The sequence below is a fragment of the Sphingomonas arantia genome (genome assembly GCF_042682045.1).
Lineage (GTDB): Bacteria > Pseudomonadota > Alphaproteobacteria > Sphingomonadales > Sphingomonadaceae > Sphingomonas_R > Sphingomonas_R arantia.
On the sequence record NZ_JBHUGS010000001.1, the window covers coordinates 696,093 to 714,696 of the forward strand.

Genomic DNA, 18,604 nt, shown 5'->3' on the forward strand with positions numbered 1-18,604 from the left:
CAGGTCAGTCGTGATCAGATCGGTAGTGCGGTCATCGCGAACATTTCCGCGGTCGCGCGTGCGTTGTCGACCGGCGGGCTATGCCCAAGCTGCCCGCGGCAGATCGACAGCGACATGTCGACGATGTAGCGGCAGCGCGCGTAGCGACGGTCGCGGTAGGCGGTGAACGCAGTCTCCGGGTCGTCATGCCGCTCAAGCTCGTCGGCCAGGACGAGCGCATCCTCGATCGCCATGCCCGCGCCCTGCCCGAGATGCGGCGTCGTGGCGTGGACGGCGTCGCCGAGCAGGACGATGCGACCCTTGTGCCAGTCGCCGTCCAGCATGATCGTTTCAAGCGGGCGATACACCACGCCGTCATTGTCGGTGATGTGCGGCACCAGCGCCTGGATCGCGGGCGCATGGCCGGCCAGTTTCTCGCGCATCGCGGCCGCCAGTCCGTCGCGGGGGTAGCGCGGGTTCCCGGGTTCGGGGGTGGTGACGTAGAGATACATCAGCGACGCGCTGATCGGGACCAGCCCGGCCCCGATCCGGCCGTTGTACACGTGGAGCGAGTCCATCCCCGCCGGCCGTGGCAGGTTGTAGCGCCAGACCGCCTGTCCGGTGAACTCGGGCTTCTGCGCATCGCCGAACAGCATGCCGCGGGTCTGTGAATAGAGCCCGTCGGCGCCGATCACGATGTCGAACCGTTCGTCGGTGCCGTCCACGAATCGCACGTCGACGCCCGTGCCGTCGTCGTCGAACGTCTCGATCGTCACGCCGAGCCGCACGTCGACGCCGTCGCCGATCGCGCGATCGCCCAGCACCTTGTGCAGCGCCGGGCGGCTGACGCCGACATTGGCGGGGTAGCGTTCGATCAGGCGCGGCGACGGCACGGTGGCGACGAGCGTCCCGTCGGGCGCGTGGACGGACACCGCGTCGAACCCGACACCGGCCGCGAGATAGTCGTCGATCACGCCCAGCTCCGTCATCGCGCGGATGACGTTCCCCTGCTGGATGATCCCGACGCCGTAGACGGTCCAGCCGGGGTCACGTTCGATCAGCGTCACGCGGTGGCCGCTGCGCCGCAATGCGATCGCGGCGGTCAGCCCGCCAATGCCCCCACCGACGACGAGAATGGAAAGCTGTGGCATCGTCAGTTGGCCCCCAGGTGCATGGTCGCGCGCGGCATGTCGTCAGAACTTGGTATTGACGCGCAGACCGTAGGTCCGCGGGGCGGACGTGGTCGCGGTCAGGGCGGAGCCGAGGCCGTAGATCGGCGTGTTGAGCACGATCCGGCGATCCTCGATATTGCGCACGAACGCCGTCAGCTGCCACCGATCGTCGTCCGGACCGATGCCGAGCTGGGCATTGGTGGTCCAGGTTTCGCCGACCAGTTCCTGCGGCAGGAATTCGACCTGCACGTAACGGCTCGAGCGATATTGCGTGTCGACCCCGCCGACGAGTTTGAAATCGCCGAACCGCACGGTCTGCTGCGCGCCCATGCTGATCGTCCATTTCGGCGCGTTGAACGCCGGGAAGCCGGAGCAGTCGATCGTGTAGACGGCACCCGTCAGCGTCGTGCCGCAGCCGGTGAGCGGCGGCGACGTGCCGACGGGCTGGGTGAAGATGAAGCTGTCATATTTCGTATCGAGATACTGGATGTTCGCGCTGAACAGCGTGTCGGGCAGCGGCAGGAACTGGATGTCCGCCTCGGCACCCTTGATCGAGGACTGGCCGATATTCTGGCTGAACTGCCCCTGGTTGCCGTTGGCGTCGATGCCGATCCGGCCGATCTGCTGGTTTTTGTACTTCCACCAGAACGCTTCGAGGTTCAGCTGCAGCTTGTTGTCGAACAGCCGGTTCTTCGAGCCGATCGTGTAGGCGGTGATGAATTCCGGCGCGTAGCTTTCATACCCGGCCGCGACCGAGAAGCCGCCCGACCGGTAGCCGCGCTCGACGCTGGCGTAGAGCAGCGAGCGTGACGACACGTCGAACTCCGCGGCGGCGCGCCACGTCACCTCGTTGTTGTTGAGACCCGTGTCGACCACCGTCAAGACGCGCGACAGGATCGCGCCGGTGGCACCGATCGGACGCGCCTGGCCGGCGGGGGGGACGATGAACGGGGCCTGCAGCTGGTCCATCGTCGCGGTCAGCGGCAGCAGCGGCACGTTCGGGCAGTTCGGCGCGCCGAACGCGTTGCGCGCCGTGCAGACGACGACCAGCACGTCGGCCTGGCCCGTGAAGTCCTTGTTGTCGCGGGTGTAGCGAACGCCGCCGATCAACCGTGCGCGGTCCGTGATGTTCGCGGTCAGGCGAGCGAACAGCGCCGTGCTCTTGGTGGACGAGTCGAAGGTCTGGTAGGAGTTCAGCGCCTGTTGCGCGAAGGTATAGTCGCCCTTGACGCTCTCGTCATAATAGAACGCGCCGAGGATATAGTCGAAAATGCCGATGCGTTCGCCGGCGAACCGCGCTTCCAGACTGAACTGGTCGTCCTTCTCGCGGATATAGCCGTAGAACGACGGTGCTGCGAAGACGTAGTCGAGCTTGGCATGACGATAGGCGGGAATGACGGTCAGCGTGCCGCCACCGACGTCCAGCGTCATCTCGCCATTGACGCCGTAAAAGTCGTTGTTCTGGTAGACGTCGTCTTCGAGCGGCGCCGCGTTGCGCCCCGCAACGCCGAGGAACAGCGTCTGGCGATAGGCCTGGGCGGCCGGATCGAAGATGCCGACGGATCGGTCGAGACCGGAGGGTACGAAGCTATACTGACCGGTGCCGCGATTGAGTGCGTAGGAACCCTCGTAGGAAGACCCCACGCCCTTGCCGCCGGTGTGCGAGTAATCGGCGCCGATCCGGACGCGCAGGTCCGGGGAGACCTGGACGAGCAACTGAGCGCGCGCCGCCTGCGTCTTCTCGTCCGACGTGCCGTCGCTGAGATAGCCGCTGCGATCGGTGACCGTGCCCGATACGCGGAGCGCCGCATCCTTGCCGAGCGCGAGGTTGAGCGCGCCCTGTGCGACGATCGCGTCGTAATTGCCGTAGCTGCCGGTGAAGAAGCCGGAGTTTTCGCCCAGCTTGGGCTTGGCGGGCAGGATGTTGATCGCGCCGGCGGTCGCGTTGCGGCCGTACAGCGTGCCCTGCGGGCCTTTCAGCACTTCGAGCCGTTCGAGATCGTAGAACAGGCCGGATGTCGAGGTCGGACGACCCAGATACACGCCGTCATAGTTCACCGCGATCGCGGGATCCGAATAGCCGTTGACGGTGAAGTTGCCGACGCCGCGCAGGAAGAACGTCTTGTTGGCGCCGCCCGCGTCCTGGACGTTCAGCGACGGCACGATGCGGTTCAGGTCCGACGGCTGCGTGATGCCCTGGTTGGTCACCGCGCTGCCCGTGACGACGTCGATCGCGATGCCGGCGCGCTGCGCGCTTTCCGACCGCCGCTGTGCCGTGACGATGATGTCGGCGAGCCCTTCGCCCGGCTCGGCCGCGGACGGGGTGTTGGTGATCGTCTGCGCGTTGCTGCCGGCGTCTTGCGCCTGGGCAGCATGAAGTGGCGCGAGCAGTGCGAGCGCAGTGCCCGCCAGAAACCGGAATTTCATTCACACTCTCCCATGAGCCGATGTGTCCCGGCTTCGCATCCTGTGTTGCAAACTGGGTGGTATCAGTCCAAGTTTTACTTCTGATGGGAACGAAGCGATTTTATTGATACATGAGACTTGACCGGTTCGACCTTAATCTTCTGGTGGCACTGGAAGCCCTGTTGGCGGAGCGGAGCGTGACGCGCGCCGCCGCGCGGCTGAACGTGACGCAATCGGCGATGAGTGCTTCGCTCAAGCGGCTGCGCGATGCGTTCCAGGACGACCTGCTGGTCCTGCATGGCAAGATGATGATCCTGACGCCGCATGCGCTCGCGCTGGCGCCCGAGATCACCGCGGCGATCGCGATGCTGCGCAACCTGATCGCGTCGGGATCGCGGTTCGATCCGGCCACGTCGGAACGGCGGTTTCGCATCGCGGCGTCGGACTACATCACGACCGTACTGATCGCGCCGTTGCTCCGGATGCTCGGGACCGTCGCGTCGCATATCCGGCTCGACATCTCGCTGCCCGGTGCGGACACGTCCGACGGACTGGCGAACGGGGCCTACGACCTGTCGATCACGCCGCCCGAATTCACCGATGCGCGACACCCGACCGAACTGCTGTTCGAGGAACGCCATGTTGTGGTCGGATGTGCGACAAACCCGCTGTTCCAGCGTCCGCTGACGATGGAGGACTTCATGGCGGCCGGCCACGTCGCCGTCCAGATCGACGGTCGCAACACCCATATCGAAAACACACTGCAGGAGATCGGCGTGATCCGGCGGGTCGAGGTCAATGCACCATCGTTCATCCAAGTGCCCTGGCTGCTGCCCGGCACGATGCGGATTGCGTTGATGCATGAGCGGCTGGCCCGGCTGAAGGCGCCCGGGCTCTCGCTCGCGCTCGCTGAACCGCCGTTCGAGATTCCCAAGATGCGCGAGATGATGCAATATCATTCGACGCGCGAGCGTGACGAAGGGCTGACTTGGCTCCGCGCCATATTGCGGGGCATGGCAGGTCTGCCGGCGTAACGCTTTTGATAAGCGGCGCAGACCCGGAGCGGCAAGCGAGCAGACGCGCCAGCGTCTAGGCGAACACGACGCCGTCCATCAGCTTTCGCGCTGTGCGCAGCAGGGCGGCGCTGGTGACGTTGCCGTCGACATCGGTTTCGACGACGACGCTCATTTCGCCGGTCGGGTGCTCGACCGACAGCGTCTTGCGGGTGCCGGTGGGCACGACCGCGACCTCGGCGGCGGGCGATCCGGCGATCAGGCAGGCGGTCGCCACGCTGACGGCGCCGAGCACGCCGATCGTGGCGTGGGCGCGGTGCGGGATGAAGCTGCGCACGGTGACTGCTCCGCCAGCCTGGGGTGCGGCGACGAGCATCATCTTGGGTACCGTCGCGTCGCGCACGTCGCCCAGGTTCATCAGCGGGCCCGCCGCCAGCCGGATCGCCTCGATCCGTGCTTTCAGCGCGGCATTGTCGTCCAGTTCCGCGCGCGTCTCATATCCGGTCGCGCCGATGTCGCTCGCCTTCATCACGACGCACGGCATGCCGTTGTCGATCAGCGTGACGGGCACGCCCTCGATCACGTCCACCGCATGGCCGGTCGGCAGCAGCGCGCCGCAGGACGACCCGGCGGTGTCGCGAAACTCCAGCGGCACCGGGGCGGCGCTGCCCGGAACGCCGTCGATCCGCGCATTGCCGGCATAGGTCACGGTGCCGCCCGGCGTCTGCACGGTGGCGACCGCGATCTGCTGCGTATTTTCCATGAAGATCGCGACGTGCGTCGTGCCGTCCTGCGCCGCCACGAGCCCGCGCTCGATCGCGAACGGGCCGATCCCGGCGAGGATATTGCCGCAATTCTGCGCGTCCGACACGCGGGCCTGATCCACGAACACCTGCAGGAACAGATAGTCGATATCCACGCCCGGCCGGTCCGATCGCGCGACGACCGCGACCTTGCTGGTCAGCGGATCGGCACCGCCCAGCCCGTCGATCTGGCGCGGATCGGGCGAGCCCATCACGCCGAGCAGGAACGCGTCGCGCGCCGCCGGATCCGAGGGGAGATCGTCGCGCAGGAAATAGCCGCCCTTGGACGTGCCGCCGCGCATCCACATGCACCGGACGACCTCAGACATAGGTCAGCCCGAGTGCGGCGAGCTTGCCGCGCATGTCGTAGATGTCGAGGCCCAGTTCGCCCGCCGCGAGGCGTGCCCGCTTGCCCTCCTCCAGCGCTTCGCGTGCGCGTGCCTTTTCGGCCACCGCGACGGCATCGGCGGACGGCACGATACAGACGCCGTCATCGTCCGCCACGATCACGTCGCCGGCCTGCACCGTCGCACCGGCGCAGACGACGGGGACGTTGACCGATCCCAGCGTCGCCTTGATCGTCCCCTGGGCATGCACCGCGCGCGACCAGACGGGGAAACCCATCTCGGTCAGGTCGCGGATGTCGCGCACGCCGGCATCGATCACCAGCCCGCGGCACCCGCGCGCCATTGCGGAGGTCGCGAGCAGATCGCCGAAATAGCCGTCGGTGCAGAGCGAGGTCGGCGCGAGCACGAGGATGTCGCCGGGGCGGAGCTGTTCGATCGCGACGTGGAGCATCCAGTTGTCGCCCGGCGGCGCAGAAATGGTCACCGCCGATCCGGCGATCCGCGCGCCGGCATAGATCGGACGCATGTGCGGCGCCATCAGCCCGGTGCGGCCCTGCGCCTCGTGGACGGTCGCCACGCCGGCACGGCCAAGCGCATCGATCGCCTCCTGCGGCGCCCGTGCGATAGTTCGCACCACGATCCCGGCCATGCCTGCTCCCTTGTCTTGTTCTCCACGCCGCATGGCGCGCGGATCGCGACGACCGCCAATTCGGATTGCCTGTCCGCCATAGGATATCGTTATATCCGGACCATGATGGACGCCCTGGACCAACTCAATCTGCGCCACCTGCGCGCCGTCGTCGCGGTTGCTGCGCGCGGCACGGTGACCGCCGCGGCGGCCGACGTCGCGCTGTCGCAGCCGGCGCTGACGCAGGGGCTGGCCAAGCTGGAGACGATGCTGGGACGGCCGTTGTTCGATCGCCATGCCGATGGGATGCGCACGACCGAAGCGGGCGCCATCATGGTCGCGCGGACCGCCGCCGCGGCAAAGTTGCTCGCCGATACGATCCGCGCGATCCGCGGGCGGGGCATGGCGCAGGGCTTTGCGCGCGCCGACCTGCTGCTGACCATGACGCAGCTGCGCGCGCTGGCCGCGCTGGCGCGCGAGGGGAGCTACGTCGCGGCGGCGCGGGCCACCGGGGTGACGCAGCCCGCCGTTCACCGCGCGGTGCGCGATATCGAGCGGTTGTGCGGCGTGCCTTTGGTCGAGCGACGCGGGCGCGGCGTGATGCTCACCGCGGCGGGCGTGCGGCTGGGTCGTGCGGCGCGGCTTGCGCTGGCCGAGATCGGCGCGGCGCTCGACGAAGTGGCGGCGTTGTCCGGCCGGGACCATGGACGCATCGCGATCGGCGCGATGCCGCTGGCGCGCGCGTGGCTGCTGCCGACGGCGATCGGGCGGTTCCACCGGGACGAGCCGCACATGGTGTTCGATATCGCCGAGGGCGCCTATTCGGAGCTGGTCGAGCCGCTGCGCGACGGCGAGTTCGACCTGCTGCTCGGCGCGCTGCGTGATCCACCCCCCGCGCCGGACCTGATCCAGGAGCCGTTCTTCGTCGATCGGATCGCGGTGGTGGCGCGCGCGGCGCACCCGCTGATGCAGGACGGTGTCCGGCCCGACCTGGCGACTCTGGCCGGGCACTCCTGGCTCGCCCCGCGCCGCGGCACGCCGTTGCGCCATTTGTGGGAGCGGCTGTTCGGCGAGGCCGGCCTGCCCCTGCCGGCGGTGTGGATCGAATGCGGATCGGTAATGATGCTCCGCACCTTGATGATGTCGGGCGATTATTTGACGCTGCTGTCGGCCGAGCAGGTTGCGTTCGAACTGGATGCCGGCGTGTTGCGGCACATCGCGCTGACCCCGCCCAGCATGCGCCGCACGATCGGCGTGACGATGCGCGCCGGTTGGCGGCCGACCGGCGCGCAGGCGCGGTTCCTCGACCTGTTGCGCCATGTCGGGACGACGCGGACTTCAGCATAATCAATGAGGCGACCGCGCAACCTATTTGCCTGCGATCGTCGGCATGCGCCACGCACGGCCGGAAGCGGATATGCGTGTCCAGAACGACGCGCGACCGCTGTCGAAATCAGGAGACGGCATGCCTTTGGTGATCGACTGCCATGGCCATTACACCACGGCACCGGAGGCCCATAACGCGTGGCGTACGGCGCAGCTGGCCGCGTTCGAGGCGGGCACGGCGGCGCCGGACTATCCGGTCATCAGCGACGACGACATCCGCGCCACGATCGAGCAGAACCAGCTTCGGCTGATCCGCGAGCGCGGTGCCGACCTCACGATCTTCTCGCCCCGCGCGTCGGCCATGGCGCATCATGTCGGCGACGAAGGCGTCAGCATTGCCTGGTCGCGCGCCTGCAACGACCTGATCGCGCGCGTCGTCGGGTTGTATCCCGGCACGTTCGTGGGCGTGTGCATGTTGCCGCAATCGCCCCAGGCCGGGCTCGACGGGTCGATCGCCGAACTGCGCCGCTGCGTGGAGGAGCTTGGGTTCATCGGGTGCAACCTCAATCCCGATCCGGGCGGCGGGCATTTCCGATCGCCGCCGCTCACCGACCGCTTCTGGTATCCGTTGTACGAGGCGATGGTCGCGCTCGACGTGCCGGCGATGATCCACGTCTCGGGCAGCTGCAATCCGGCGCTGCATGCGACCGGCGCCTACTATATCGCGGCCGACACGATCGCCTTCATGCAGTTGCTGGAAGGCGACCTGTTCGCCGATTTCCCGACGCTCAAGTTCATCATCCCGCATGGCGGCGGCGGCGTCCCCTATCATTGGGGGCGCTATCGCGGGCTCGCCGACATGCTCAAGAAGCCGGCGCTGGCTCAACATCTGATGAGGAACGTGTTTTTCGACACCTGCGTCTATCATCAGCCGGGCATCGACCTGCTGGCCGAGGTGATCGACCATCGTAATATCCTGTTCGGGTCGGAAATGGTGGGCGCGGTGCGCGGCATCGATCCGGAGACCGGACATTATTTCGACGATACAAAGCGCTATGTCGACGCGCTGGACGTGGATCCGGACACGCGCGCCGCGATCTTCGAGGGCAATGCGCGGCACGTCTTCCCGCGGCTCGACGCGGTGCTGACCCGGTTAGCGCAGGGGGCATGAGTCATCCCGGCCCGGTGCGGATCGCGCTGGTCGGGGCCGGCGCGTTCGGCGAGAAGCATCTCGACGGGCTCCGGCGGATCGACGGCGCGGCGATCGTCGGCATCGTCAGCCAGCCGGCGGAGCAGGCAGCCGCGGTCGCTGTGCGATATGGTGCCGGCTGGAGCTGCACCGATCTGGACGAGGCGCTGGCTCGCAACGATGTCGATGCCGTCATCCTGTGCACGCCGACCCCCCTCCATGCCGCGCAGGCGATCGCCTGCATGCGGGCCGGCAAGCATGTGCAGGTCGAGATCCCGCTGGCGGACTCGTGGGACGACGCGCAGGCCGTGCTTTCGGCGCAGCGCGAAACGGGCCGCATCTGCATGGTCGGCCACACGCGGCGCTTCAATCCGAGCCATCAGTATCTGCACGCCAAGTTCGCCGCCGGCGCGGCGCGGTTGCAGCAACTGGACGTGCAGACCTATTTCCTCCGCCGCAGCAACATCAACGCCAGGGGAGAGCCGCGGTCGTGGACCGATCACCTGCTCTGGCATCACGCGGCGCACACGATCGATCTGTTCGGGTACCAGTCGGGGCGGATCGTCGCGGCGCATGCGTTGCAAGGGCCGCCGCACCCGGAGCTAGGCATTGCGATGGACATGTCGATCCAGCTTAAAAGCGAGAGCGGCGCGATCTGCACGCTGTCGCTGAGCTTCAACAATGACGGGCCGCTGGGCACCACGTTTCGCTATATCTGCGACACCGGGACGTGGATCGCGCGCTACGACGATCTGGTCACCGGCCGCGAAGAGCCCGTCGATCTGAGCGGTATCGCGGGGTCGGACGGTATCGAGCTGCAGGACCGCGAGTTCGTCGCGGCGATCCGCGTAGGGCGGGAGCCCGAGACGTCGGTCGGGCGGGTGTTCGACTGTTACCGGGTGCTTGGCGATCTCGAACGCCAGCTGGCCGGCGCATGACGCGGCTAATGTTTTCGGCGCGAACGGATGGAGCACGGAGTGCTCGTCGGTGCGCCTTTACGTTGAGGAATTTTGTATGACGATGATCGCGACCAGCCATGTCGGCAGCCTGCCGCGCGGCCCTGAACTGACCCCGCTGCTGCTCGCGCGCGACGCGGGCCGGCCGTACGACGCCGAGGCGTTCGACACGGTCGTGCAGGCTGCGGTGGATGCCGCGGTCGAAGCGCAGGTTACGGCCGGCGTCACGATCGTCAGCGACGGCGAACTGGGCAAGGTCGGCTATTCGACCTACATCACCGAACGGCTGTCGGGCTTCGGCGGGCATGGCGAGCGCAAGCCCGCGCTCGATCTCGCGCCGCTGCCGGAGCTGCGGAAGAAGCTGGCCGCGATCATGGGCGCGCAGGAATTCACGCGGGCCAATTGCATCGCACCGGTCAAACTGGTCGACCTGCAACCGCTGCACGACGATATCCGCCGCTTCCGGACCGCGCTCGACCGGCATGGCAAGGGGACGCGGGCCTTTCTTAACTCCGCGTCGCCGGGGCTGATCACGGCGTTCCAGACCAACGCCTTCTACCCCACGCACGAGGCGTATCTGGCCGATCTGGTCGATGCGATGCGGCCGGAATATGAGGCGATCGCGGCGGCCGGGTTCGAACTCCAGCTCGACTGCCCCGATCTGGCGATGTCGCGGCACACCGGGTATCAGGACATGGACGAGCCGGAGTTTCTCCGCACGATCGAGGCCAATGTCGAGGCGCTGAACGCAGCGACCGCGAACATCCCGGCCGATCGCATGCGGATGCATGTCTGCTGGGGCAATTACGAGGGGCCGCACGACCACGATATTCCGCTCGAGCGGATCATCGACATCGTGCTGAAGGCGCGTCCCGCGACGATCCTGTTCGAGGCGGCGAACCCGCGGCACGAGCATGAATGGACGATCTGGCGCGACGCCGGGCTGCCCGACGACAAGATCCTGGCCCCGGGGCTGATCGATACGTGCTCCAACTATGTCGAGCATCCCGAGCTGATCGCGCAGCGCCTGGAGCGGTTCGCAGGGATCGTCGGGGCGGACCGGCTGGTGGCGAGCACCGATTGCGGGTTCGGCACCTTCGCGGGCTACGGCAAGATCGACCCTGCGGTGACCTGGGCGAAGCTTCGATCGCTGCGTGAAGGGGCCGACCTCGCGGCGGCGCGGCTGGGTTGAGGCTTCCGCATTGGCGCTTGCGGACCGGATGGTGCGACGATAGACTTCGCGTAAGTGAACGGTTCGCATACTAGAATTCACGCGAGTTATCGTTCGCGCGCCGCGGGCGGTGCTTCGGTTGGATCGATGTCCGGGAGGATCAGGATGAACGCAGCGACGCCCGGCTTGGGCTACGACCCGGCCGATCTGACAGACATTCCGGGGACGACGATCTTCACGACCGCCAGTTCGCGGCGCGCCTATCATCTGCACCGTTTCTGTCATTCGCTCGCCAAGCCGGAGGCCCGCGCGGCGTTCAAGGCCGACGAAGCCGGATATCTGTCCGGATACGCCCTGTCCGATGAGCAGCGCGAGGCCGTGCTGGCGCGCGACTATAATCGGCTGATCGCGCTCGGCGGCAGTTTCTTCTTCCTGATCAAGCTGGCCAGCACCGACGGCTGGAGCGCGCAGCGTGCGGTCAGCACGATGAGCGGCATGAGCGTAGACGACTATGCGGCGATGATGATTGCCGGCGGTCGTTCGCCCGAGGGCAATCGATCGATCAAGGGGAAATACTGACATGGCACGCATCACAGCAGGCGTCGCGACCAGCCATGTGCCGGCGATCGGCGCGGCGATGGACCTCGACAAGACGGCCGAGGCCTATTGGCAGCCGATCTTCGCGGGTTACGAACCGAGCCGCGCGTGGGAGCGCGAAGCGAAGCCCGACGTCGTCATCCTGGTGTTCAACGATCACGCCACCAGCCTGATGCTCGACGTCGTCCCGACCTTTGCGATCGGGTGCGCCGATGCGTACAAGCCCGCCGACGAGGGTTATGGGCCGCGTGCCGTGCCGGTCGTGCAGGGACATCCAGAACTGGCCGCGCATCTTGCGCAAAGCCTGATCATCGACGAGTTCGACATGACGATCCTGAACGAGATGGACGTCGATCACGGCATGACGGTGCCGATGTCGCTGCTGTTCGGCGAGGTCGGTGCCTGGCCGGTGCGGGTGGTGCCGATCGTCGTCAACGTGACGCAGTTTCCGCCGCCTTCGGGCGATCGCTGCTGGCGGCTCGGCGAAGCGATCGCGCGCGCGGTGGCGAGTTTCCCGGAGGATCTGAACGTCCAGATCTGGGGCACGGGGGGCATGAGCCACCAGTTGCAGGGCGCGCGCGCCGGGTTGATCAACCGGGAGTTCGACAACGCGTTCCTCGACAAGATGGTCGACGATCCGCAGGCGCTGCGCCGCATCACGCATTACGACTATCTGCGCGAAGCGGGGTCGGAGGGGATCGAGCTGATCATGTGGCTGATCATGCGCGGCGCGTTGGGGCCTGACGTCGTGCAGCGTCATCGTTTCTATCATGTGCCGGCATCGAACACCGCGGTCGGGCACATGGTGCTGGAGGCGGCGTGACCGCGGCGCTGGACGACGACCTGCGCCGCGCGATCGAGCAGGACTGCGCGGGGCTCGTCAATCGCTACGCCAATCTGAACGATGCCGGCGACTGGGCCGGCGTGGCGGCGTTGTACGACGAACATGGCATGATGGCGCGCCCGACCGCGCCGGACGCGCCGATCGTTGGACGCGCCGCGATCCTGGCCGCTTTCCAGGCGCGACCCACGCGGACGACGCGGCATATCTGCGCGAATATCGTGATCGACGTCGAAAGCGCACGGACGGCGCGCGGCGAGTGCGCGATGCTGCTGTTCACGGATGCGGCGGTGCCGCTGATCGGGTCGTTCCACGATCGCTTCGTGCTGACCGACGAAGGCTGGCGCTTTGCCGAACGGCGCGGGTCGCTGCTGTTCCAGTCATGATCTGGTCGGGACGCCGGGCCGCGGTATAAGCGGGCATGGCAGACACATCCGCACCGGCGACGGTCAAGTCGGCGAACCGCACGCTCGACATCATCGAATATATCGTCGCACGCACCCGTCCGATGATGGCGCAGGAGATCGCGACGGCGCTGGCGATCCCGGTCAGCAGCCTGTCCTACCTGCTCGCCACGTTGACCGAGCGGGGCTATCTGCTGCGGGAGGGACGGCGGTACAGCGCGGGGCCGGGCCTGGAACGATTGCAGACGCACGCGCCAGCCTTTACGCTGGCGGAGACGGTGGCGCCACTGGTCCGCACGTTGCGGATCCAGCTGAACGAGACATCCTCCTTCTTCGTTCGCCGCGGCTGGGAGGTCGAGGCGCTTGCAACGGAGCCGGGCGCGCATGCCCTGCGCTATGCGGTGCAGACCGGGGCCGGTGCGCCGCTGCACGGGTTTTCGGCGGGGAAGGCGCTGCTCGCGGCGTTGCCCGAGGACGAACTCGACCGGTATTTCGCGGAAAGCGAGCGGTCGGCGTTCACCGCGACGACGATCGTGTCGGAAGCCGCGCTGCGCGCTGATATCGCGCGGATCCGCGAGACCGGCATCGCCCACACGCGCGAGGAACATACGCCCGGCATTCACGGCCTGGGCCGGGTCGCGCGGATCGACGGGGAGGTGGTCGGCGCGTTCAGCGTGGCGATCCCCACGGTGCGGTTCAACACCGACGTCGAACGCCGCGCGATCGCGCTGCTGATCAGGACCGCCGACCTGCTGGCCGGCAGTTAGCAACAAGAAGGGGGGCGTGCTCCGCGCACGCCCCCCCCCGGTACTGCTTCAGATTGGTGTCGAGGGTCAGGCCGGCTGGCGGGTGCGCCAGCTGTCGGCATAACCGTCGCGTGCAACCTCCGAATAGGGCACCGATGCGACCGTCGCGCGGATTTCGGTCTGCACGTGCGGCTCGACCGTCGGCTTGCGCGTGCCGCCGTCGGGCTCGCCCCACAACAGGGTCACCTGCGTACCGGGCTCGGCATATTTCGCGTCGAGCATCGCCAGTGTGAGCATCTTGCCCTCGTTCGCGCTGTAGCCGATCCAGGTCGACACACCGACGATCTCGCCATCGACCAGCACCGAGTCATAGGGGTGCATGGAATAGACCGCGGACGGGAATTCCATATATTTGGCGCGGTCGCCCTTCTGCAGCGCCGAGCTGATCACGCGCAGCGCGTCCTCGCTGTCGAGCGCCAGGGTCACCTTCCGGCGGTGCGGCTGGTCGGCCATCTTCTCCAGCGCCTCGCGCCCGATGAAGTCATGGTCGAACTTGACGAACAGGCCGTATCCCAGGTCCCACGGGGTCAGATAATAGCCCTCGACACTGTCGGGAACGAAGCTGCCGCCGATCGACGCCTTGGCCTCGTAGGAGTTGGCACCTAGCCATTCGCGATACGGCTTCAACGCCTCGCCGGTGTAGGTCGCGGGCAGCGGGGAGGGGATCCAGCCCGACTCCAGCGTGTTCGACGAATAGGTCCGGCCGCCGACCAGCGCCATGCCGAAATCCTTGCCCGCCGCGATCAGCGCCTGACGCACGGTCTCGCCATCCGCCCAGGGGCCGAACAGCTCGTAGCCCGGCTGGCCGGCCATCCCGTGGCGCAGCGCGCGGACCTCGCGGCCGGCGATCGTGATCTTGGCCATGTGGAAGAACTTCAGGTCCGGCGGGGTCTGGCCCATCGCCTTTTCCAGCGTCTGCATGGCGTTCGGGCCCTGCAACTGGAAACGGTAGGACTTGCGGTTTTCCGGATCGGGGCGGACCGCGGTGCGCTCGTCACGCTCGACCTTCACGTCCCACTTGCCGGTCTGCGCGTGATATTCGACCCATTCGATCACCGGCGCGCGGCCGACGAGATTGAAGCGGTTTTCCTCCAGATAGAACAGGATCACGTCGCCGATGACATAGCCGTCGGGCGTGACGGGCACGAACTGCTTCGCGCGGTCCGGCACGAAGCCCTTGAAGCTGTTGACGCCGAGATGGTTGAGCATCGCCATCGCATCCGGGCCGGACACTTCGAGGTCGACCATGTGATAGGATTGGTTGAAGAGCACGCACGTCTTGGCCCAGGCCATCTGTTCGGCGCGCCAGTTCGAATATTCGGCGGGCACGCCGGGGTATGCGTTCGGGCCGGTCTGCTGGTTGCGCAGCAGTTCGACGATGTCGCCGCTGTCGGCGAGCAGGCTCTCCAGGCTTTGGTCGGTCATGCGATCGTTCCTCTCTCGGTTTGGTTGTAACTGAACATGGGCAAAGCGAGCCAGTCCGCGACCGCGTCGTCGAACGCGTCCGGTGCCTCGGCCGGCAGCATATGGCCGGCGCCCGGAATGACTCGCAGCTGCGCGCCGGGGATCGCCGCGGCGATTTCGGCATGCTGGTCGGGCGGGCTCCAAGCGTCCTCGCTGCCGACGATGACGGCGGTCGGGCAGCGGATCGTCGGCAGCAGCGACCGCACCTCGGGCCGTCCGAGCAGCGCCGCGATCTGCGCGGCGAACGTCTCGACGCCGGCCTCGACACACATGTGGCGCAGCGGTTCGATCAGCGCGGTAGCTTCGATGCGGTCGGGTGCGACCATGCCGGGGAGCCAGCGGTCGACCAGTGCTTCGGCGCCCTGGCGACGGCCAAGCTCGAGCAGTTCACGGCGGCGGTCGGCCTCGCCGTCGCGCGGTCCGTGTACGCCGGTGCTGACGAGTGCGAGCCGCTCGATCCGTTCGGGCGCGAGGCGGATCATCTCCAGCGCGACACGCGCGCCCATCGAATGACCGAGCAGCGAGATCCGGCGCGGCGCCACATTCAGTGTGATGCGGGCCATCTCCGCCAGATCGTCGACCATCCCGAACCCATCGATGACGACCGCGTCGGGGAAGCGCGCACGCTGCGCCGCGAACATCCGCGCGTCGCACAACAGCCCCGGGAGCATCATCAGTGGTGCCGCCGAAGAGCCCCGCATCATCATCCTGTCATCATGCTTGTGAATTATTCTTGTATACGAATAATCTATCAGCCATTATCCGGCTGGCAAGCAAAAACATTGCGACCGCGTGTCGGACGAGACAGCCGGCGGTCAGGGGAGGGATCATGCACATCACCACGGCGCTGCACCCCGACTGGGAACGGTCGGCCCCCGATGTGATGACCGATGGGTATTCGCTGGAGATGACCGCGAAGGACGTCGACGCCTTGCGCGCCGCGGCGCCGCGGATCGTGCCGGATACGCCGATCGCGATCACCTTCCTGCCCGGCGAGACGATGGCGGCGCGGATCGACGCCGCGGTGCTGGTCCGGTCGCTGGGGTTCGAGCCGATGCCGCATCTGTCGGCGCGCCGGATCGTGTCGCATGACGAACTGGAGACGATCATCAGGCGCTCCACCACCGAGGCCGGGGCAAGGCGCATGTTCCTCGTCGCAGGCGACCCGCCGGTGCCCGCCGGCCCGTTCGCTGATACGCTGTCGCTGCTGCGGACCGGTTTGTTCGAACAGCACGGCGTCAAGGCGATCGGCATTGCCGGTCATCCGGACGGCCATCCGGCCATGGCGGGCGAGGCGTTGTGGAGCGCGCTCGAACAGAAATGCGCCGAGGTGACGGCACGCGGCATGGCGCCGCTGATCGTCACGCAATTCGGATTCGATGCGGAGCCGTTCTTCGTCTGGCTTCGCGAACTGCGCCGTCGCGGGATCGACGCGCCGGTGCGGATCGGCGTACCGGGGCCCGCCGGCATCAAGACGTTGCTGCGGTTCGCCGCGCATTGCGGCGTCGGCGCATCGGCCAGCGTGATGGCGAAATATGGCGTGTCGCTGTCGCGCCTGCTCGGCACCGCCGGGCCGGACAAGCTGGTCGACGCATTCGCACGTGGCATCGGCGCCGAACATGGCGCGGTGCGGCTGCATTTTTACCCGTTCGGCGGGCTGGAGCGCACCGTGGACTGGATCGGCGGCTATACCGCCGACCGGCGCGCGCAATCATAAGGAGGGCGGTTTGACGGATATCTGCACATTGACGTTGTCGTGCGACGACCGGCCGGGGCTGGTCGCGACCGTGGCGACGTTCCTGGCGACGCGCGGCGGCAACATCCTGGACGCGCAGCAGTTCGACGATCAGCAGACCCGGCGGTTCTTCATGCGTGTCGTGTTCGCGCTGACCGATCCGGCCTGGACGATCGAGCGGGTTCGCGGTGATTTCACGGGGACCGGCGCGGAGCATGGCATGGACTGGACCCTGCGCGGCGCGAACGACCGGCAACGCGTCCTGCTGCTGGTGTCCAAGTTCGACCATTGCCTGGGGGATCTGCTGTACCGGCGGCGGATCGGCGAGTTGCAGATGGATGTGGTCGGCATCGTCTCCAACCACCCGCAGAACGTGCTGCAGACGACGATGATCGGCGACATTCCCTATCACCACCTGCCGGTGACGCGCGACACCAAGCCGGAGCAGGAGGCGCAGATCAAGCGGATCGTGACCGAGACCGGGGCCGATCTGGTCGTGCTGGCGCGTTACATGCAGATCCTGTCCGACGATCTGGCAGGGTTTCTTGCCGGGCGTTGTATCAACATCCACCACAGCTTCCTGCCCGGGTTCAAGGGCGCGAAACCCTATCATCAGGCGCATGCGCGCGGCGTGAAGATGATCGGGGCGACCGCGCATTACGTGACCGCCGACCTCGACGAAGGGCCGATCATCACGCAGGATGTCGAGCCGATCAGTCATGCCGACACCGCCGACGATCTGGTCCGCAAGGGGCGCGACATCGAGCGGCGCGTGCTGGCGGCGGCGGTGAGCTTTCACCTCGACGATCGCGTGCTGCTCAACGGGTCGCGTACTATCGTCTTCCGGAACTGACGGTGCTGCGCATCGACGGCAAGGCGCTGGCCCGTATGGTGTCGGACGAGACCGCGGCGCGTGTCGCTGCGCTGGTCGAACGGCATGGCATCGTGCCGGGGCTTGCCGTGGTGATCGTCGGCGAGGATCCGGCGAGCCGGGTCTATGTCGCGCGCAAGGTGGCGGAGACGGTGCGCGTCGGGATGCGATCGATCGAGCACCGGCTGGACGCGGCGACCGGGCAGGCCGATCTGCTGGCGTTGATCGCGGCGCTCAACGCGGACTACGCGGTGCACGGGATACTCGTCCAGCTGCCGCTGCCGCCGCAGATCAACGCGGCGCGCGTGCTCGATGCGATCGATCCGGGAAAGGATGTCGACGGCTTCCATCCGGTCAATGTCGGTCGGCTGTCGACCGGCACCGGCGGGCTGGTGCCGTGCACGCCGCTCGGTTGCATGAAGCTGCTCGATACCGTGATCGACGACTATCGCGGGCTGGCGGCGGTGGTGATCGGCAAGTCGAACATCGTCGGCAAGCCGATCGCGATGCTGTTGCTGGAACGCGAATGCACCGTCACGGTGACGCATATCGCGACGCGCGGGCTGCCCGATATCGTGCGCGGGGCCGACATCGTGGTCGCCGCCGCGGGCAGCCCGCGACTGGTGCGCGGCGATTGGGTGCGGCCGGGCGCGGTGGTGATCGATGTCGGCATCACCCGTATCACCGACGACGCCGGACGTCAGTCCCTGGTCGGCGACGTCGCGTTCGACGAGATCGGCCATGCCCGCGCCGCGACGCCGGTGCCGGGCGGGGTCGGGCCGATGACGATCGCGTGCCTGTTGGCCAACACCGTCCAGGCGGCCGAGCGGGCGGTTCGCCGCTGAGCCGGTCGCCACCCCCCGCATCGGCGGTCGCGGAATGACGATGAAGGTGGA

At 67.2% G+C, this 18,604-nt stretch carries 18 protein-coding genes; 12 read left to right on the forward strand and 6 right to left on the reverse strand.

Translation table 11 applies throughout. The annotated features are described in order from the left end of the window. Nucleotides 1–14: 14 nt before the first annotated feature. Both ACFSGX_RS03365 and ACFSGX_RS03370 read right to left on the reverse strand, forming a co-directional pair. Entirely contained in the window at nt 15–1,130 is a 1,116-nt protein-coding gene (locus tag ACFSGX_RS03365; RefSeq protein ID WP_380927466.1) for an FAD-dependent oxidoreductase, read from the reverse strand. A gap of 42 nt (nt 1,131–1,172) precedes the next feature. Then, nucleotides 1,173–3,578, reverse strand: coding sequence for a TonB-dependent receptor (locus ACFSGX_RS03370; protein WP_380927468.1), 2,406 nt, complete (start codon nt 3,576–3,578; stop codon nt 1,173–1,175). A gap of 110 nt (nt 3,579–3,688) precedes the next feature. On the opposite strand from ACFSGX_RS03370, the gene ACFSGX_RS03375 reads away from it, so the two are divergent. Next, complete coding sequence (locus ACFSGX_RS03375) at nt 3,689–4,591, forward strand: LysR family transcriptional regulator (RefSeq protein ID WP_380927470.1); 903 nt, start codon at nt 3,689–3,691, stop codon at nt 4,589–4,591. A 55-nt stretch (nt 4,592–4,646) separates the two neighbouring features. On the opposite strand, the gene ACFSGX_RS03380 is transcribed toward ACFSGX_RS03375, so the two are convergent. Then, nucleotides 4,647–5,702 (reverse strand): 4-oxalomesaconate tautomerase, encoded by a 1,056-nt coding sequence (locus ACFSGX_RS03380; RefSeq protein WP_380927472.1) that lies wholly within the window; start codon nt 5,700–5,702, stop codon nt 4,647–4,649. Further along, on the reverse strand, nt 5,695–6,369 hold the full coding sequence (locus ACFSGX_RS03385; protein ID WP_380927474.1) for a 4-carboxy-4-hydroxy-2-oxoadipate aldolase/oxaloacetate decarboxylase: 675 nt from the start codon (nt 6,367–6,369) through the stop codon (nt 5,695–5,697). The genes ACFSGX_RS03380 and ACFSGX_RS03385 overlap by 8 nt, the downstream gene beginning before the upstream one ends. 102 nt (nt 6,370–6,471) lie before the next feature. Between ACFSGX_RS03385 and ACFSGX_RS03390 the strand changes: the two genes are divergently transcribed. The 8 genes from ACFSGX_RS03390 (at nt 6,472) to ACFSGX_RS03425 (ending at nt 13,599) form a co-directional block, all read left to right on the forward strand. After that, the gene (locus ACFSGX_RS03390; protein WP_380927475.1) at nt 6,472–7,695 is read left to right on the forward strand and encodes a LysR family transcriptional regulator; all 1,224 of its coding nucleotides are present in this window, start codon (nt 6,472–6,474) and stop codon (nt 7,693–7,695) included. Nucleotides 7,696–7,813: 118 nt separating this feature from the next. Continuing rightward, nucleotides 7,814–8,845, forward strand: coding sequence for an amidohydrolase family protein (locus ACFSGX_RS03395; RefSeq protein ID WP_380928219.1), 1,032 nt, complete (start codon nt 7,814–7,816; stop codon nt 8,843–8,845). Between the two features lie 14 nt (nt 8,846–8,859). Then, nucleotides 8,860–9,801 carry a Gfo/Idh/MocA family oxidoreductase gene (locus ACFSGX_RS03400; RefSeq protein ID WP_380928221.1) on the forward strand — a complete coding sequence of 314 codons (942 nt, stop codon included), beginning with the start codon at nt 8,860–8,862 and terminating at the stop codon, nt 9,799–9,801. A gap of 76 nt (nt 9,802–9,877) precedes the next feature. Further along, nucleotides 9,878–11,011 (forward strand): cobalamin-independent methionine synthase II family protein, encoded by a 1,134-nt coding sequence (locus ACFSGX_RS03405; protein ID WP_380927477.1) that lies wholly within the window; start codon nt 9,878–9,880, stop codon nt 11,009–11,011. A 144-nt stretch (nt 11,012–11,155) separates the two neighbouring features. After that, entirely contained in the window at nt 11,156–11,569 is a 414-nt protein-coding gene (gene ligA, locus ACFSGX_RS03410) for a protocatechuate 4,5-dioxygenase subunit alpha (RefSeq protein WP_380927479.1), read from the forward strand. A gap of 1 nt (nt 11,570) precedes the next feature. Continuing rightward, nucleotides 11,571–12,410 carry a class III extradiol dioxygenase subunit beta gene (locus ACFSGX_RS03415; protein WP_380927481.1) on the forward strand — a complete coding sequence of 280 codons (840 nt, stop codon included), beginning with the start codon at nt 11,571–11,573 and terminating at the stop codon, nt 12,408–12,410. Next, nucleotides 12,407–12,814 carry a nuclear transport factor 2 family protein gene (locus tag ACFSGX_RS03420; RefSeq protein ID WP_380927483.1) on the forward strand — a complete coding sequence of 136 codons (408 nt, stop codon included), beginning with the start codon at nt 12,407–12,409 and terminating at the stop codon, nt 12,812–12,814. The genes ACFSGX_RS03415 and ACFSGX_RS03420 overlap by 4 nt, the downstream gene beginning before the upstream one ends. Before the next feature lie 35 nt (nt 12,815–12,849). Further along, on the forward strand, nt 12,850–13,599 hold the full coding sequence (locus ACFSGX_RS03425) for an IclR family transcriptional regulator (protein ID WP_380927484.1): 750 nt from the start codon (nt 12,850–12,852) through the stop codon (nt 13,597–13,599). A 66-nt stretch (nt 13,600–13,665) separates the two neighbouring features. Here ACFSGX_RS03425 and desA read toward each other — a convergent pair whose 3' ends face one another. Together desA and ACFSGX_RS03435 are read right to left on the reverse strand one after the other, a co-directional pair. Further along, the gene (gene desA / locus ACFSGX_RS03430) at nt 13,666–15,063 is read right to left on the reverse strand and encodes a syringate O-demethylase (RefSeq protein ID WP_380927486.1); all 1,398 of its coding nucleotides are present in this window, start codon (nt 15,061–15,063) and stop codon (nt 13,666–13,668) included. After that, on the reverse strand, nt 15,060–15,776 hold the full coding sequence (locus ACFSGX_RS03435) for an alpha/beta fold hydrolase (RefSeq protein WP_380927488.1): 717 nt from the start codon (nt 15,774–15,776) through the stop codon (nt 15,060–15,062). Before ACFSGX_RS03435 ends, desA begins: the two co-directional genes overlap by 4 nt. 155 nt (nt 15,777–15,931) lie before the next feature. On the opposite strand from ACFSGX_RS03435, the gene ACFSGX_RS03440 reads away from it, so the two are divergent. Genes ACFSGX_RS03440 through ACFSGX_RS03450 form a run of 3 tightly spaced genes read left to right on the forward strand, consistent with a single transcriptional unit; the run spans nt 15,932 to nt 18,553 of the window. Beyond that, a complete protein-coding gene (locus tag ACFSGX_RS03440; protein ID WP_380927489.1) occupies nt 15,932–16,819 on the forward strand; it encodes a methylenetetrahydrofolate reductase in 888 nt (295 codons plus the stop codon). A gap of 10 nt (nt 16,820–16,829) precedes the next feature. Next, nucleotides 16,830–17,690, forward strand: a complete 861-nt coding sequence (gene purU / locus ACFSGX_RS03445) for a formyltetrahydrofolate deformylase (protein ID WP_380927491.1) — start codon at nt 16,830–16,832, stop codon at nt 17,688–17,690. Beyond that, complete coding sequence (locus tag ACFSGX_RS03450; protein WP_380928223.1) at nt 17,687–18,553, forward strand: bifunctional 5,10-methylenetetrahydrofolate dehydrogenase/5,10-methenyltetrahydrofolate cyclohydrolase; 867 nt, start codon at nt 17,687–17,689, stop codon at nt 18,551–18,553. The genes purU and ACFSGX_RS03450 overlap by 4 nt, the downstream gene beginning before the upstream one ends. Nucleotides 18,554–18,604: the final 51 nt, after the last annotated feature.

Bases quoted from the DNA above. Each gene is read 5' to 3' on its own strand.
- ACFSGX_RS03380 (WP_380927472.1), bottom strand. From the start codon at position 5,702: ATGTCTGAGGTCGTCCGGTGCATGTGGATGCGCGGCGGCACGTCCAAG.
- ACFSGX_RS03375 (WP_380927470.1), top strand. From the start codon at position 3,689: ATGAGACTTGACCGGTTCGACCTTAATCTTCTGGTGGCACTGGAAGCC.
- ACFSGX_RS03425 (WP_380927484.1), top strand. From the start codon at position 12,850: ATGGCAGACACATCCGCACCGGCGACGGTCAAGTCGGCGAACCGCACG.
- ACFSGX_RS03385 (WP_380927474.1), bottom strand. From the start codon at position 6,369: ATGGCCGGGATCGTGGTGCGAACTATCGCACGGGCGCCGCAGGAGGCG.
- ACFSGX_RS03365 (WP_380927466.1), bottom strand. From the start codon at position 1,130: ATGCCACAGCTTTCCATTCTCGTCGTCGGTGGGGGCATTGGCGGGCTG.
- ACFSGX_RS03405 (WP_380927477.1), top strand. From the start codon at position 9,878: ATGACGATGATCGCGACCAGCCATGTCGGCAGCCTGCCGCGCGGCCCT.
- ACFSGX_RS03415 (WP_380927481.1), top strand. From the start codon at position 11,571: ATGGCACGCATCACAGCAGGCGTCGCGACCAGCCATGTGCCGGCGATC.
- ACFSGX_RS03370 (WP_380927468.1), bottom strand. From the start codon at position 3,578: ATGAAATTCCGGTTTCTGGCGGGCACTGCGCTCGCACTGCTCGCGCCA.
- desA (WP_380927486.1), bottom strand. From the start codon at position 15,063: ATGACCGACCAAAGCCTGGAGAGCCTGCTCGCCGACAGCGGCGACATC.
- ACFSGX_RS03395 (WP_380928219.1), top strand. From the start codon at position 7,814: ATGCCTTTGGTGATCGACTGCCATGGCCATTACACCACGGCACCGGAG.
- ACFSGX_RS03390 (WP_380927475.1), top strand. From the start codon at position 6,472: ATGATGGACGCCCTGGACCAACTCAATCTGCGCCACCTGCGCGCCGTC.
- ligA (WP_380927479.1), top strand. From the start codon at position 11,156: ATGAACGCAGCGACGCCCGGCTTGGGCTACGACCCGGCCGATCTGACA.
- ACFSGX_RS03435 (WP_380927488.1), bottom strand. From the start codon at position 15,776: ATGATGCTCCCGGGGCTGTTGTGCGACGCGCGGATGTTCGCGGCGCAG.
- ACFSGX_RS03440 (WP_380927489.1), top strand. From the start codon at position 15,932: ATGCACATCACCACGGCGCTGCACCCCGACTGGGAACGGTCGGCCCCC.